Annotated in this window: 16 protein-coding genes; 7 read left to right on the forward strand and 9 right to left on the reverse strand. The window is 59.6% G+C overall.

All coding sequences use genetic code 11. The features are described from left to right. Positions 1-10 precede the first annotated feature (10 nt). Positions 11-916 carry a cation diffusion facilitator family transporter gene (locus FHL07_RS15025; RefSeq protein ID WP_095000982.1) on the forward strand — a complete coding sequence of 302 codons (906 nt, stop codon included), beginning with the start codon at positions 11-13 and terminating at the stop codon, positions 914-916. 110 nt (positions 917-1,026) lie between these two features. Here FHL07_RS15025 and FHL07_RS15030 read toward each other — a convergent pair whose 3' ends face one another. The 6 genes from FHL07_RS15030 to FHL07_RS15055 all read right to left on the reverse strand — a co-directional run bounded on the left by FHL07_RS15030 (position 1,027) and on the right by FHL07_RS15055 (position 5,370). Continuing rightward, on the reverse strand, positions 1,027-2,160 hold the full coding sequence (locus FHL07_RS15030; RefSeq protein WP_138738637.1) for an AGE family epimerase/isomerase: 1,134 nt from the start codon (positions 2,158-2,160) through the stop codon (positions 1,027-1,029). 170 nt (positions 2,161-2,330) lie between these two features. Next, entirely contained in the window at positions 2,331-2,942 is a 612-nt protein-coding gene (gene ureG, locus FHL07_RS15035) for an urease accessory protein UreG (protein WP_095000984.1), read from the reverse strand. A 9-nt stretch (positions 2,943-2,951) separates the two neighbouring features. Beyond that, positions 2,952-3,626, reverse strand: a complete 675-nt coding sequence (locus tag FHL07_RS15040) for an urease accessory protein UreF (RefSeq protein WP_095017670.1) — start codon at positions 3,624-3,626, stop codon at positions 2,952-2,954. After that, a complete protein-coding gene (gene ureE, locus FHL07_RS15045; protein ID WP_095017669.1) occupies positions 3,623-4,123 on the reverse strand; it encodes an urease accessory protein UreE in 501 nt (166 codons plus the stop codon). Before ureE ends, FHL07_RS15040 begins: the two co-directional genes overlap by 4 nt. 161 nt (positions 4,124-4,284) lie before the next feature. After that, entirely contained in the window at positions 4,285-4,917 is a 633-nt protein-coding gene (locus FHL07_RS15050) for a TetR family transcriptional regulator (protein ID WP_095000987.1), read from the reverse strand. A 180-nt stretch (positions 4,918-5,097) separates the two neighbouring features. After that, the gene (locus FHL07_RS15055; protein WP_095000988.1) at positions 5,098-5,370 is read right to left on the reverse strand and encodes a hypothetical protein; all 273 of its coding nucleotides are present in this window, start codon (positions 5,368-5,370) and stop codon (positions 5,098-5,100) included. Between the two features lie 253 nt (positions 5,371-5,623). Here FHL07_RS15055 and FHL07_RS15060 point away from each other — a divergent pair, with 253 nt between their 5' ends. Next, positions 5,624-7,690, forward strand: a complete 2,067-nt coding sequence (locus tag FHL07_RS15060) for an AsmA family protein (RefSeq protein ID WP_138738638.1) — start codon at positions 5,624-5,626, stop codon at positions 7,688-7,690. A 166-nt stretch (positions 7,691-7,856) separates the two neighbouring features. Here the strand turns inward: FHL07_RS15060 and FHL07_RS15065 are convergent, their stop codons facing one another. Further along, the gene (locus FHL07_RS15065) at positions 7,857-8,732 is read right to left on the reverse strand and encodes a DMT family transporter (protein ID WP_138738639.1); all 876 of its coding nucleotides are present in this window, start codon (positions 8,730-8,732) and stop codon (positions 7,857-7,859) included. Between the two features lie 97 nt (positions 8,733-8,829). On the opposite strand from FHL07_RS15065, the gene FHL07_RS15070 reads away from it, so the two are divergent. From FHL07_RS15070 to FHL07_RS15080, 3 genes are all read left to right on the forward strand, one after another. Next, positions 8,830-9,615 (forward strand): AraC family transcriptional regulator, encoded by a 786-nt coding sequence (locus FHL07_RS15070; protein ID WP_095020793.1) that lies wholly within the window; start codon positions 8,830-8,832, stop codon positions 9,613-9,615. Between the two features lie 63 nt (positions 9,616-9,678). After that, entirely contained in the window at positions 9,679-9,960 is a 282-nt protein-coding gene (locus tag FHL07_RS15075; protein ID WP_095000992.1) for a PsiF family protein, read from the forward strand. 188 nt (positions 9,961-10,148) lie between these two features. Then, the gene (locus FHL07_RS15080) at positions 10,149-11,159 is read left to right on the forward strand and encodes an AI-2E family transporter (protein WP_095000993.1); all 1,011 of its coding nucleotides are present in this window, start codon (positions 10,149-10,151) and stop codon (positions 11,157-11,159) included. A 48-nt stretch (positions 11,160-11,207) separates the two neighbouring features. On the opposite strand, the gene FHL07_RS15085 is transcribed toward FHL07_RS15080, so the two are convergent. Next, positions 11,208-12,473 (reverse strand): Hsp70 family protein, encoded by a 1,266-nt coding sequence (locus tag FHL07_RS15085; RefSeq protein ID WP_095000994.1) that lies wholly within the window; start codon positions 12,471-12,473, stop codon positions 11,208-11,210. Between the two features lie 269 nt (positions 12,474-12,742). Between FHL07_RS15085 and cbpA the strand changes: the two genes are divergently transcribed. Both cbpA and FHL07_RS15095 read left to right on the forward strand, forming a co-directional pair. Further along, entirely contained in the window at positions 12,743-13,654 is a 912-nt protein-coding gene (gene cbpA, locus FHL07_RS15090; protein ID WP_095000995.1) for a curved DNA-binding protein, read from the forward strand. A gap of 2 nt (positions 13,655-13,656) precedes the next feature. Next, the gene (locus FHL07_RS15095) at positions 13,657-13,962 is read left to right on the forward strand and encodes a chaperone modulator CbpM (RefSeq protein ID WP_095000996.1); all 306 of its coding nucleotides are present in this window, start codon (positions 13,657-13,659) and stop codon (positions 13,960-13,962) included. Between the two features lie 127 nt (positions 13,963-14,089). Here the strand turns inward: FHL07_RS15095 and FHL07_RS15100 are convergent, their stop codons facing one another. Beyond that, positions 14,090-15,223 carry a sensor histidine kinase gene (locus tag FHL07_RS15100; protein ID WP_138738640.1) on the reverse strand — a complete coding sequence of 378 codons (1,134 nt, stop codon included), beginning with the start codon at positions 15,221-15,223 and terminating at the stop codon, positions 14,090-14,092. Positions 15,224-15,253 lie beyond the last annotated feature (30 nt).

Consider the following 15,253-nt stretch of genomic DNA (forward strand, 5'->3'; position numbering starts at 1 on the left):
AGGAGTTTGTGTGAGTAACCGTGGTGAGCAGAAACTGCTCAAGCAATCGACCGTTCTAATGTTCGCGGTGGCCATTGCCGGCATCGTGACGGGTTTTATTTCGGGTTCCGAATCCATCATGTTCGATGGGTTTTTCTCTCTGATCGCGACTTTTATCAAAGTGCTGATGCTGATTACGGCGCAACTGATCGCCAAGGAAAGCAACCAGCGTTTCCAGTTCGGTTTTTGGCACCTTGAGCCCATGGTGCTGCTGATTGAAGGCAGCTTCCTGTTGTTGATTGCGATCTACGCCTTTCTCAATGGCGTGTTCGGCATTATCAATGGCGGGCGCGATATCGAGCTGGGGCTGGTGATCGTCTATGCGGCGGTGTTCACCGTTGTTGAATTTGCCTACTACTTCTGGGTAAAGCGCAAAAATCGCAAGCTCAAGTCAACCCTGATCCAGTTCGATAATGTCAGCTGGCTGGTGGATGCCATGTTGTCGGTGGGGCTGTTGATAAGTTTTGTCACAGCGTTGCTCTTGAAGCAGCAGGGTTATGCACAGTGGGCCGCTTATGTTGACCCGGCGATCCTGATTTTGCTGGCGCTGAGCATGCTTGCGCCGGCGTTCAAGATCCTCAAGCCGGCCTTGCGTGATGTGCTCGGGATTGTCCCGGACGCGCTGGATGACAAGGTGCGGGATGTGCTCGAGGAAATGTCGGCGCGGCATGGTTTTGAAGGCTACAAAACCTATGTGCAGAAGCACGGGCGGGCACGGTTTATAGAGATTCATATCGTGTTGCCGGCAGGTTATCCACTGACCAGCGTGAAGACCCTTGATGCACTGCGCGAAGAGATCTCCGGGCTGCTGGGTGCCGCGGACAGTGCGCGCTGGCTGACCATCAGCTTTACCGGTGATCGTAAGTGGATTGCCTGAGCCAGCCTTGAGTGGTGGGAGCGGGCTTGCTCGCGATTCAGGCGGCGCGGTTTGTCAGGACTTTTTCGGTGATGCCATCGCGAGCAAGCCCGCTCCCACAGCTGTTGGTGTTAGCCGAGGTATTGCGCCAAACCGCTGTAACAGGTGGCCAGATGATAAGGCGTGGTCGACGGCATATCCTCGCGGCTGACCTTGCCCGCGCCATCGCGGCATTCGTACCAGCCACCGGCATGTAGAAACTTCTGCTGCAGCGCCAGCAATTGACGCTGCACCTGTGCCTGGCTGTTCGGGCGCAAGGTCAGGGCGCGCAGGTACTCGGCCTGTGCCCAGATACGCTGGGTACCATCGCGCAGGCTGCCATCAGGGGCCAGCATGCCGCACACCGCGCCGCTCTGCGGGTCGACCCCCACCTGCTCGGCAAACCCGAACGCCCGCTCCAGCGAACCGTGCAACGGCGTCTGGCGCAGCAGTGGCGAAGACTCCAGCAAAAAGAACCACTCGAATTGATGCCCCGGTTCAAACCAGTTATCCACAGCTCCGAGCGGTTTTTCCAGCATGACGTTATGCACAGGCTCGATAAAGCGCTGTTGCATACCCTCGGCCAGGGCCAGCAAGGCCGTCTGCACTGGCTTATCGTCACGTACCGACAAAGTGGCCAGGAACGCTTCGGCCAAGTGCATCAACGGGTTTTGCAGCGGGCCGCTGCCCAGTGGCGACCAATCCCGCTCCAGGCTGGCTTCATACAGGCCGTTGCCGTCATTGAAACGTTCAGCCACCACTGCCAGTGCGCCATTGAGCGCCGACGCCACCTGTGGCTCGCGCACTTTCGCCCAGTAATGGGCGCAGGCAAAGATGATAAAGGCGTGGGTGTAGAGGTCTTTGCGTTGATCCAGCGGCGCGCCATCGGGGCCGATGCTGTAGAACCAGCCACCGTGCTCGGCGTCATGAAAATGCAGGTGCAGCGAGCGGAACAGTTCAGCAGCGCGTTCGGCGGCACCGGGGAACGCCGGGTCGTCGATCAGGCTGGCGAACAGGTACAGCTGCCGTGCGCAAGCCATGGCGCGATAGCGCTGGGGTGGCAGCGGCTGGTGCGCGGGGCTCAAGGCCTCGAAGGGCAGTGCGAGTTCGGCATTCCAGCCGGGGCCTTGCCAGAGCGGCACGATGACCTGGCGAAAATGCTGCTGTACTGCCGCAAATTGGGCGGTCAGTTCAAGCGGGAAGTCGGAGCTGGCTACATCAGGCATCGGTGGGTGTCGTCACGGCTGGGGCGATTGCGCGACATGATACACCGTGATTCCCCGGATGATCTCAACTCTGTGGGAGCGAGCCTGCTCGCGATGGCATCGCTGCGTTTTTCTGATGTACCCCGTCGCGGCCATCGCGAGCAGGCTCGCTCCCACAGATGATTTCACCGCTATTGGATCAACAATCCCTGACGCTCGATAAACGCCACGATGGTGTCCAGGCCATGTCCGGTCTTCTGGTTGCTGAACACAAAGGGTTTTGCACCGCGCATGCGCTTGGTGTCGCTGTCCATCAGTTCCAGCGATGCGCCCACCAGCGGCGCAAGGTCGATTTTGTTGATCACCAGCAGGTCCGATTTGCAGATCCCCGGCCCGCCCTTGCGCGGCAACTTGTCCCCGGCGGACACGTCGATCACGTAAATGGTCAGGTCGGACAGCTCCGGGCTGAAGGTGGCCGACAAGTTATCCCCACCCGATTCCACCAGAATCAGATCAAGGCCGGGAAAGCGTCGGTTCAACTGATCCACAGCCTCCAGGTTGATCGACGCATCTTCACGAATCGCTGTGTGCGGGCAGCCGCCGGTTTCTACACCAATGATCCGCTCTGGCGCCAGCGCCTCATTGCGCACCAGAAAGTCAGCATCTTCACGGGTGTAGATATCGTTGGTGACGACGGCCAGGTTGTACTTTTCCCGCAGGGCCAGGCACAGGGCCAGGGTGAGCGCAGTTTTGCCGGAGCCTACCGGGCCACCGATGCCAACACGCAAAGGCTGTGTGTTCATTGCTTTCTCCTAGGAACGAAACAGGCGGCTGTACTGGCGCTCGTGGGCCATGCTCGCCAAAGACAGGCCGAAAGCGGCACTGCCAATGTGGGATAAGTGGAGGCTACTGGCGTGTTGCTGGGCCTGCTGCAACGCAGCCGACAGTTCGCTGGTCATGCGCTGGGCCGCTTGCTGGCCCAGGGGCAGGGTTTTCATCAGCACGGCCAACTGGTTTTCCAGCCAGCTCCAGAGCCAGGCGGCCAATGCGTCCTGTGGGTCGATGCCCCAGGCGCGGGCGGCCAGTGCCCAGCCCAGCGCCAGATGGGGCTCGGCCTGTTGTGCGAGAAACTCGCGTGCGGGCTCGTCCAGCTCCGGTAAGCCGGTGAGTAACTGTTGCAGGGAATACCCCATTTGCCGGCTTTCCTGATGCAGTTCGCGGGTTTCACGGCTGGCGCGATGCTCGTCACACAAACGCTGCAAAGCGTTCCAGTCTTGATCCGCTGCGGCCTGACAGTGGGCGAGCAACAAGGGCGCCTCGAAGCGGGCGAGGTTGAGCAGCAATTGATCGCGGATCCAGCGCGCTGCCGTGGCCGGGTCAGCCACGCGGCCGTTTTCAACGGCCATTTCCAGCCCCTGGGAATAGCTGTAGCCGCCAATGGGCAGCTGCGGGCTGGCCAGGCGCAAGAGCGCCCAGGCCGGGTTCACAAGCGCACACCAAACTGATGCAACCGCGGGGCGTAGTTGAAGTCCTCTTCGCCCGCACGGGAGTGGTGATGGCCACCGCCATAGGCGCCGTGTTCGGGCTGAAACGGTGCTTCGATGGCCTCGATATGGGCACCCAGTTGCTCCAGCATGGCCTTGAGCACGTAGTCGTCAAGCAGGCGTAACCAGCCATCTCCCACTTGCAGGGCGACGTGGCGGTTGCCCAGGTGATAAGCGGCGCGGGTCAGTTCAAAAGCATTGCAGCAGGTGACATGCAGGAGTTTTTCGGGGCTGGCACAGACGCGCACGATGCGTCCGTCCTGAGCCTGCAGAAATTCGCCATCGACCAGCGGTGACTGGCCACGGTCAAGGAACAGGCCGACATCTTCGCCGCTGCTGCTGAAACAACGCAGGCGACTTTTGCTGCGGGCTTCGAAGTTCAGGTGTAACTCGGCGCTCCACACGGGGTGGGACTGGACTCTGCGATGAATCACCAGCATCGGAAGGCTTCCTGCAATGGACATTACTCCAACCACAGCAAGGGGCTTGCCAACCCGGTCGGAGGCTGCAAATGCAGGCCCAAAAAGGGTGCAGAAAGATGAAGATGTTCTATATAAGTGCGCAATCTGCGCATCGGCGCACCAATGGGGTGCGCTTGCGATTACTCGGTACTGCCCAGGCCTTTCCAGTGCTTGAGCCCGATAAAAATAAAGCGCAGTTGCTGACTGATCTTGGCCTGGGGCTGCAGGTGATCGGGCAGTGAATCTGCAGGCGGGTCGATCACGTCGGGCAAGGCGGCAAATACGCTTTTGACCACCAGATCGGCGATCACGGTAAGGCCGGCATGATTCAGGTGCGCTAACTTGGGCTTGGAGCCAAGGTCGGCCGCCAGATCCGAAGTGATGTCTTCGCGCAGGGCGCCAATGGCCTGGCGAACCGGTTGCGAACCGCCGTATTGCTCGCGGGCCAGAAACAGAAACTGCGAGCGGTTGGCTTCTACCACGTCGAGAAAAATTCGCACCGAGGCGTTGATCACACCGCCCATAAACAGTTCGTTGTGACGCACCAGGCGAATGGTTTCACGAAAGGTCTGGCCGACTTCACTGACCAGGGCCAGGCCCAGTTGGTCCATGTCGCTGAAGTGGCGATAAAAACCGGTCGGCACGATGCCAGCGGTCTTTGCGACTTCGCGCAGGCTCAGGCTGCCAAAGCCGCGACCCGACTCCATCAAGTGGCGGGCAGCATCCATCAGCGCAAGGCGGGTTTGTTGCTTCTGTTCGGCACGAGGCAGCATCGGGGCTGGTATTCCAGACAAGTACAGCGGCGCACTCTAGCAAATCGGCTTTGATGACGTCGAACGGTGTACTGCACAAAGTGTGGGGGCGGGCTTGCTCGCGATGCAGGTTACGCGGGCTAGCGGATCAGCGGCAGGGATGCATTGGCGAGCAAGCCCGCTCCCACACCTGCGAAAGGCTTAGCTCGCATGCTTGTTGCGTTCTGCCAGACGATCGGCGCCACCTTCGGCGACAAACTGGCTGCCCGGAGTGCGATCGTAGCCATCTTCGGCATAGCTGTTTTGTTGGTCCAGGGTACGTTGTGCGCCGTCTTCGGCAACCGGGTTGAGCGGCTGGCTCAAGGAGCTCGATGCTGGTTGGGCCATTGGGGTCGGCTCTTCATCGGCAGGCATGGCGAAGGCGTTGAAGGCCATCAGTGAAAGGGAAAGACCAAACAGGACTGGGCGTTTCATGGTGTGTGCTCCGTAGCAATGCAACTAAGTAGGTGTGATGGCAATGCTACGCTTGGCTGCCGGATATCAAAGTTCATACGGCCAATGGTGATAATCGACAAAATTGATTGTTCAGGCTGGGAGGCTTTAGCCCGGGGCTTTTGAAATTTTTTATACGAAAGCCGTACCGGGGTTAAACCTTCCGGCGTCTTTGCCAGTCGTACATTTATGGCGTCGTAACTGGGACGTTCTGTGGAATTCAAGGAGCCGTGACATGACGCGCACCCGTAAGACCCTTGCCTGGGCAGGCGGTATTTTCGTTCTGCTGGTGGCCGTGCTGGTGGTGATCCTCGCTACCTTCGACTGGAATCGCATCAAGCCGACCATCAACAGCAAAGTGTCTGAAATCCTCCACCGCCCGTTTGCTATTAACGGTGACCTGGCTGTGCGCTGGCAGCGCGAAGAGGATCAGGGCGGCTGGCGGGCATGGGTGCCGTGGCCCCATGTGATTGCTCAGGACCTGACCCTGGGCAACCCCGAGTGGGCTAAAAATGCGCAAATGGCCAGCCTGAAAAGAGTCGAGCTGCGCCTGTCGCCGCTGGCGCTGATGACCCAAACCGTGGATATCCCGCGCATCAATCTGACAGAGCCCAGCGCCAGTCTTGAGCGCCTGGCTGATGGCCGGGCGAACTGGACCTTTACCTTCGACCCCAAGGACCCGGATGCCGAGCCTTCAGCCTGGACGCTGGACATCGGTGCTATCGGCTTCGACAAGGGGCATGTGACCCTCAATGACCAGACCCTGAAAACCCGACTGGACGTGCTGATCGACTCGCTGGGCAAACCCATCCCGTTTAGCGAGATCGTCGGCGAAAAAGACGCGAAAAAGGCCCTGGAGAAGGGCGGCAAACCGCAGGACTATGCGTTCGCCCTCAAGGTCAAAGGCCAGTACCACGGTCAGCAGCTCAACGGCAGCGGTAAAATTGGCGGTCTGCTGGCATTGCAGGACGCGACTCAGCCTTTCCCGTTGCAAGCCCGGGTCAGCATTGCCGACAGCCATGTCGAGCTGGCCGGAACCTTGACCGACCCGCTCAATCTGGGTGCCCTGGACCTGCGCCTGAAATTGGCCGGTACCAGCCTGAGCAATCTCTATCCGTTGACCGGCGTGACCTTGCCGGATTCGCCGCCGTACTCCACCGACGGCCATTTGACCGCCAAATTGCGAGATGCCAATGGCGCGACCTTCAGCTATGAAAATTTCAACGGCAAAATCGGCAGCAGTGATATCCATGGCGATCTGAAATACGTGGCCAGCCAGCCACGGCCCAAGCTGTCCGGCAAGCTGGTGTCCAACCAGTTGCTGATGGCTGACCTGGGGCCGTTGATCGGTGCCGACTCCAACACCCAGCAAAAAGCCCGGGGCAGCGAGAGCAAGCAGCCTGCGGGCAAGGTGCTGCCGGTGGAAGAGTTTCGCACCGAGCGCTGGCGCGATATGGACGCAGACGTAGAACTCACCGGCAAACGTATCGTGCAAAGCGCCGAGCTGCCGTTTACCGACCTCTACACCCATGTGGTGCTCAATGATGGCGAACTGAGTCTTGAGCCGCTGCGTTTTGGCGTGGCAGGTGGCAAGCTGGATGCGCAGATTCGTCTCAACGGCCGTGCTGCGCCCCTGAAAGGCAGCGCCAGGCTGACCGCGCGCAACTTTAAACTCAAGCAACTGTTTCCCACCTTTGAGCCGATGAAAACCAGCTTCGGCGAACTCAATGGTGATGCCACGATTACCGGTACCGGCAATTCGGTGGCCAAGTTGTTGGGCACCGCCAACGGTGATCTGAAGATGATCATCAATGACGGCGCTATCAGTCGCAGCCTTATGGAAATTGCCGGCCTGAACGTAGGCAACTATGTAGTGGGCAAGATTTTTGGCGACGAGGACGTGAAGATCAACTGCGCGGCAGCGGACCTGGGGATCAAGAACGGGCTGGCCAGTACCCGATTGTTTGTGTTCGATACCGAGAACGCGATTATCTATATCGATGGCACGATCAACCTTGCTACCGAGCAGCTGGACTTGAAGATCACTCCAGAGTCCAAGGGTTTGCGTCTGTTTTCGTTGCGTTCACCGCTGTATGTACGCGGTACCTTTGCCAACCCGTCAGCGGGTGTGCAAGCCGTGCCGCTGCTGTTGCGTGGTGCGGGCATGGTGGCATTGGGTGTGATTGCAGGGCCGGCGGCGGGATTACTGGCGTTGGTCGCCCCAAGCGGTGGCGAACCCAACCAGTGCGCGCCGCTGCTGCAACAAATGCAGCAGGGCAAGGTGCCGAAGACGGTGAAGTAGATCAAAAGTCCCTCACCCTCACCCTCACCCTCTCCCGGAGGGAGAGGGTGAGGGGACTAAAGGCAAAAGTGGATCCGGGCAACGCCACCAGTTGACTCCCTCTCTCTGCGAAGGCTTGAGCCGGACATCGAAAGCGGGCAGGGAGAGGGCTGGGGTGAGGGCTAAATCACGCCGCCCGCAACGGCGTAGTCCAGCGCTCCGACAGAATCACTCCGCCCAAGGTCAGCGCCCCGCCAATCAGGTGATAGGCATGTAGTTGCTCTTTGAGCACCACCGCTGCGATCAGCGCGGTAATCAACGGCAGCAGGTTGAAGAACAGCGTGGTACGGCTCGGGCCAAGGTTGGCCACGGCTTTCATCCAGGCCAGCGGTGCGATCATCGACGCCAGCACACAGGCATAAAGCACCAGCCCCATGTTATGCACCGTCGGGCCGACCTTAGGTGAGGCCAGATACAGCGGAAACAACACCACAATCGCCACCAGCACCTGCATATACAGCATCTGCAGCGGCGGCAGGCGCAGTTGCCATTTTTTCAGCAGGGTGCTGTAAACCGCATAGGCCAGGGTGGCGACCAGCATCATCGCGTCACCCAGGTTGAGGCCATGATCAAGCAAGGCTGCCAGGCTGCCGCTCGACACCACCACCAGTACCCCGACAAACGATACGACCGCGCCCAGCAAGGCCCCGGCAGTCAGGCGCTGCCCCAGGCTGATAATCGACATGCTCAGCACCATCAGCGGCATCAATGACAGGATAATGCCCATATTGGTCGCCGACGTACGGGCCGCCGCGTAGTAGGCCAGGCTCTGGTACACCGCCATGCCGAGCACGCCGAGGATGAAAATCTTGCCCAGGTTGGGGCGGATGATCGGCCAGTTGCTCATCACCGGCTTGAGCATAAAGGGGGTAAACAGCAGGCCAGCCAGCAGCCAGCGATAAAAGCCGATCTCGGACGGGAAGATCGCTCCCACCGCAAGCTTGTTGATAACGGTATTGCCGGCCCAGATCAAAATGGCCAGTAGCGGGTAAGCGTATTGCATCGGTGACAACCACAGGGTTAATGAGCGGTGATTATCCGCTTGTCTGTCTGCGAGCCTATACTGCGATCCAGCCAACCTCACCCCGTATCCAGACAGCATGCACAAGAATCTGATCAACGTCCCCGAGTTCGACGGTCTGCCAGCGCCGGTTTACTTTCGCTATGCCGAGATTGAGGCCCACAGCCATGCCGTGCCCCATACCCATGCCTGGGGCTCACTGGATTATGTGGCCCACGGTGTGATGCGCTTTGAAGTCGATGGCCGGCGCTTTATGTCGCCGCCGCAATACGCGGTCTGGGTGCCGCCCAACACCGAGCACAGTGCCTACAACGCCCAGGCTATTGTTTACCGTTCGGTGTATCTGGATGCCGTGCATTGCCAGCATTTGCCGACCACCCCGGTCACCCTGGCTATCAGCGATATTCTCAAGGCCATCCTCAGCGACTTTGCCCGCCGCGATATCAATATCCCGCAAAGCGAAGCCGATATAAGACTGGCCCGGGTGCTGGTCGATCAATTGCGCCAGGCACCGGTGCATCAGTGCTTCTTGCCTTATGCCAGCCATCCGGGCCTGTTGCTGGTGTTGGAAGCGCTGCAACAGAGCCCAGGCGACAACCGCCCGTTGGGCCAGTGGGCGCAGCAGGTGCATGTCAGCGAACGTACATTGGCGCGGGTGTTTGTGCGGGAACTGGGCATGAGCTTTGGCGAGTGGCGTCAGCGTCTGCGGTTTCTGGCAGCGATTGAGGCGCTGGAATCGGCGCGCAGCGTGCAGGAAGTGGGCTTCGACCTGGGTTACAGCACCTCGTCGGCGTTTATCGCAATGTTCCAGCGCCAGGCCGGATGTACCCCGGAGCAGTATCGACGTCAGGCACGAGTGCTGTAACAGAGTTTGTCTACACTTCAGGAATCGCGCTGCCCGTTGGCGCGCCAACAAGGAGAAAACTCCATGAAGATGCTGCGTGTTCCTTTGCTGATGATAGGTCTGCTCCTGTGTTCCCAGGGCTTTGCGGCCACGGCCCAACAAAACAAAATGACCACCTGTAACGCTGACGCCAGTGCCAAGGCCCTCAAGGGCGATGAGCGCAAAGCCTTTATGAGTACCTGCCTCAAAGCCAAGCCCGCGACGCAGCAGGACAAGATGAAAACCTGCAATGCCACCGCCGGCACCCAGGCCCTCAAGGGCGATGCGCGCAAAGCCTTTATGAGTGATTGCCTGAAGAAAAAATGATCGGCACTGTGGGAGCGGGCTTGCTCGCGATGGCCTCACTGCGGTTTAACTGACATACCGCAGCGCCTGATTCGCGAGCAAGCCCGCTCCCACAGGGTGTATGCCCTCCCGCCAGTCACAAATTCTAGTGCTCGCAGCTGAAGGCTGGCAGACTGCTTGTCCTTTCACGCTGTCAGTTTTGAGGCTGTATGCCATCGTTTTCTCAGCGTCACATCGTCTTGGCCAGCTACATCATTATTGCTGGCGGCCTGCTATTGGTTTTCCCGTTGCGTTTGTTGCCCAGCCTGCTGGCGGGCTTGTTGGTGTTCGAACTGGTCAATATGCTCACCCCGCAATTGCAGCGTCTGATTGCCGGGCGCCGTGCGCGCTGGCTGGCGGTGGCTTTGCTGGGTACGGTGATTGTCAGCGTACTGGCGCTGATCTTTGCCGGTGCCATCAGTTTTCTGTTGCATGAGGCGGAAAACCCCGGCGCTTCACTGAATAAATTCATGGCCGTAGTCGATCGGGCCCGCGGCCAGTTGCCGCCGTTCCTGGACAGCTACCTGCCAGCCAGTGCTGCCGAGTTCCGGATTGCCATCGGGCAATGGATGAACAAGCACCTCAGCGATCTGCAACTGGTGGGCAAAGACGCCGCGCATATGTTCGTGACCCTGCTGATCGGCATGGTGCTGGGGGCCATCATGGCCTTGCAGACCATTCCTGATATCAGCCGCCGCAAGCCGCTGTCGGCTGCGCTGTTCGAGCGTCTGCACCTGCTGGTACAAGCCTTTCGCAATATCGTTTTTGCGCAAATCAAGATCGCGCTGCTCAACACGGTATTTACCGGGATCTTTCTGGCTGTAGTCCTGCCGCTGCTGGGCGTGCATCTGCCGCTGACCAAAACCCTGATCGTGCTGACCTTCCTGCTGGGTTTGCTGCCGGTGATTGGCAACCTGATTTCCAACACCCTGATCACTATCGTCGGTTTGTCGCTATCGATCTGGGTGGCGATCGGGGCGCTGGGTTATCTGATTGTTATCCACAAGCTGGAATACTTCCTCAACGCCAAGATCGTCGGCGGGCAAATCAGTGCCAAGTCGTGGGAATTGCTGCTGGCGATGCTGGTATTTGAAGCAGCCTTCGGCCTGCCGGGCGTGGTGGCGGGGCCGATCTACTATGCGTATTTGAAGAGTGAGTTGAAGCAGGTGGGGTTGGTGTAACGGCTTGCCCCAACCCTCTCCCGGACGGAGAGGGTTGGGGCGAGGGTTTTAGCCGTAACGCTTTTTGGCCTCAATCGCCAGACCGCTGCCGATGCTGCCGAAGATGTTGCCTTCAACATGCTGCGCATTCGGCAACATGGCCGCGACGCTCTGGCGCAAGGCCGGAATCCCGCTTGAACCACCGGTGAAGAACACCGTATCCACCTGCTCGACACCCACGCCGGCATTGCCCAGCAATTGCGTCACGCTGTTGCGGATGCGTTCCAGCTGGTTGTCGATGGACTCTTCAAACATCGCCCGGCTCAGGTTTACGCTCAACCCCGCTTCAACCCGGTCCAGCGGCACATGGCGGCTGTCGTTGTGGGTCAGTTCGATCTTGGTCTGCTCGATTTCCATCGCCAGCCAGTGTCCGGCACGCTGCTCGATCAGTTTGAACAGACGGTCGATACCGCCGGTATCCTCAATGTCGTAACGCATGCTGCCCAGCGACAGCTGGGATTTTTGCGAGTACACGGAGTTGATGGTGTGCCAGGTCGCCAGGTTCATATGATGGCTGGTAGGCATGTAGGCGCCGCTTTTCATGCGGCTGCCGTAGCCGAACAATGGCATCACGCCTTGCAGGCTCAGCTGTTTGTCGAAATCGGTACCGCCCACGTGTACGCCGCCGGTGGCCAGAATATCGTCCTGGCGGTTGTCCAGGCCACGGCGCTCGGGCGACAGGCGCACCAGGGAGAAGTCGGACGTACCACCACCGATATCGACAATCAGCACCAGCTCTTCGCGCTCGATGGTGGACTCATAGTCAAATGCCGCGGCGATCGGTTCGTACTGGAAGGACACTTCCTTGAAGCCGATGGCGCGTGCCACGTCGGTCAGGGTGTTTTCGGCTTCCTGGTCGGCCAGGGGGTCGTCGTCGACGAAAAATACCGGGCGACCGAGTACCACTTCTTCGAATTCACGACCGGCGGTCGCTTCGGCGCGCTTTTTCAGCTGGGCGATAAACAGCCCCAGCAAGTCCTTGAACGGCATCGCCGTGCCCAGAACGCTGGTGTCGTGCTTGATCAGCTTGGAACCCAGCAGGCTTTTGAGCGAGCGCATCAGGCGGCCTTCGTAGCCTTCCAGGTACTCATGCAGCGCCAGACGGCCGTACACCGGGCGGCGTTCTTCCATATTGAAGAACACCACCGAGGGCAGGGTGATCTTGTCGTCCTCCAGCGCAATGAGGGTTTCCACGCCTGGACGCAGCCAGCCGACGGTGGAGTTTGACGTGCCGAAGTCGATACCGCAGGCACGTGCTGGAGAGGCGCTTTTCATGTCTTTCGTGTTCCGGTCAAAAAACGGCCGCGCAGTGTATGTCAGACCGCCGCAGAATCGAAGCACGACTAATCGTTAAATCGCAGGTTTTAATCCACTTGAAAGACTATCCTTGATCCCCAAACTTCCAGTCATTGGCGTGGCAGTCTTTAGGCTGCCGATAAACATTGGCAGCGCTGTTCTTGAGGCCGGTCAAATGACAGGCCGGGCAACCGGAGCATTCTGGTGACCTGAGCTGCGCGATATTGATAACGGATGGTGATCCTTACATGGACTTCAAAGACTATTACAAGATCCTGGGTGTCGAGCCCACGGCGGACGATAAGGCGATCAAGACCGCCTATCGCAAGCTGGCGCGCAAGTATCACCCGGATGTGAGCAAGGAAAAGGATGCCGAGAGCAAGTTCAAGGATGTCAACGAGGCGTATGAAGCGCTTAAAAGCGCCGAAAAACGCGCTGAATACGACGAAATTCGCAAATACGGCCAGCATGGCCAGCCGTTCCAGGGGCCGCCGGGCTGGCAAGGCCGTTCCAGCGGCGGTTTCGAAGACAATGGCGATTTTTCGGACTTCTTCAGCTCGATCTTCGGTTCGCGTGGTGGCGGTTTTGGTGGGCAATCAGGCCGCAGTGCGGGCCGTCGCGGGCAGGATGTAGAAATGGAATTGCCGATTTTCCTTGAAGAAACCCTGTCGGGTGAGTCCAAGCCCATCAGCTTTCAGATAGGCGGGGTCAGCAAGACCCTGAACGTGAAGATCCCGGCCGGTGTGACCGACGGTGAGCGCATCCGCCTTAAAGGCCAGGGTGGCCCGGGCGTGGGTGGCGGGGCCAACGGTGATCTGTACCTGATCATCCGTTTTGCACCGCATCCGAAGTTCGATGTTGAAGGCCATGACCTGGTTATCACGGTTCCTCTGGCGCCGTGGGAAGCTGCGCTGGGCACCAAGGTGGCGATACCGACCCTGACCAGCAAGGTGATGATGACCATTCGCCCTGACAGCCAGAGCGGTCAGCGCATGCGCATCAAGGGCCACGGCCTGGTGGACAAGCAAGGCCAGCGTGGTGATTTGTATGCGCAACTGAAAGTGGTCATGCCGACCCATGGCGACGAGGCCACCAAGGCCCTGTGGCAAGAACTTGCCGACAAAGCAGCATTTGATCCGAGAGCCCAATGGAGTAACTGATCATGAGCAGCACCCTGATCGTTCAGCTGGACATGGAAAGGTTCTGCGAAGAGGCCAATATCCCGGCCACTTACGTGATAGAGATTGTCGAACACGGAATTATCGAACCTCAGGGCCGCACGCCTGACGTGTGGCGCTTTGAAGACTACGAACTGGTCATCGCCAGACGCGCGGCCAAGCTGCGTGATGATCTGCAGATGGAATGGGAGGGCGTGGCGCTGGCGCTGGACCTGCTCGAAGAAGTGCAGCAGTTGCGTGCTGAAAATCAGCGCCTGAAGCAGCAGTTGGGGCGGTTTGTGACGCAATAGATGAAGCCTGCCTAAAGGCTCTGTGGGAGCTGGCTTGCCTGCGATGGCCCCGGCGCGGTGTTCCTGATAGACCGCGGCGACTGCATCGCGAGCAAGCCCGCTCCCACAGATGGCGTTTGCCCAGGGCTCAGGCGTTTTTGGGCAACACCACCGTAAACGTCGTGCCCTCGGCTTCGGTCGAGGTCACGTCGATGCTGCCCTGGTGGGCGTCCACCACTTCCTTGATGATAAACAACCCCAGGCCCAGGCTGGTGGATGTACCCGGCTGGGTCAGGTCTTCGCTCGGGCTGCGCACCAGCGGGTCGAACAGGGTGCCCAGGGCGTCTTCGGCGATGGGCATGCCCAGGTTGTGCACGCGCAAGGTCACCGCTTCGCTGTCCTCGCTCAGGTGCAATGTCACCTTGCCCCGGCGCGCACCGTGCTGCAGGGCATTGCCGATCAGGTTTTGCAGCAGTTGCCCCAACCGGCGCGGATCCCAGTGCCCTTGCACATCACCTTCGACCTGCAGTGCCGGCGCGCAATCCGGTTGCCCGGCGCAGGCTTCATCCAGCGCCGCCTGGCAGGCCTGGGCCAGGTCCATCGGCTCGGGCTCGATCGGCAGGCTGGTGCCCAGACGGCTGCGCACAAACTCCAGCAGGTCATTGACCATCGCGCCCATGTGCCGCGTGCCGTTTCTGATGGCCAGCAGATAAGGCTGCGCCGCAGGGTCAAGCCTGGTTTTGCGCTCCAGCATTTCACTGGACATGCTCACTGCCTGCAACGGTGCGCGCAGGTCATGACCCAGGATGGCAAGGAAGATGTCGCGTGAGCGATTGACCTGTTCGGCATAGGCTGCGGTGGACTCGGCCAGGACCTGGTCAATGGCTTCGTTGAAGCGGATCATGTCGAGCAGGTGCTCGTGGGCCGGGGCCTGGATGCTGGCGACCCACAGACGGATGACGCAGGCGCGCAGGTGGCGGAACTCCGAAGTCATCTGCACCAGATCAAAACCCACGGTATGGCGCAGTTCGCCGTGGCTGGCAGCTGCTTCATCCAGCGCAGGGCTCGTTTCGGGGCCTTCACCCTCGGCCTTGGCCTGCTGCTCGCTGGCCGTTTGCGCGGTGTTCATGTCCCGCGAAGCAGCCAGCAGGATTTCCCTGGCATGGTCGCGCAGCGCGACGCTGTTCATGGATTCGGCTGCCGGGGTAATGGTTTCGGCAAACTGCTCCCATTCATCGACGATGCGATCTACATTGAGCACGATGAATTCAGATAGGCCCATGGCCACACGCCTTGCTGCAAGAGCGGTTGT

This window comes from Pseudomonas sp. FSL W7-0098 (assembly GCF_005930585.1).
Classification (GTDB): Bacteria; Pseudomonadota; Gammaproteobacteria; order Pseudomonadales; family Pseudomonadaceae; genus Aquipseudomonas; species Aquipseudomonas bubulae.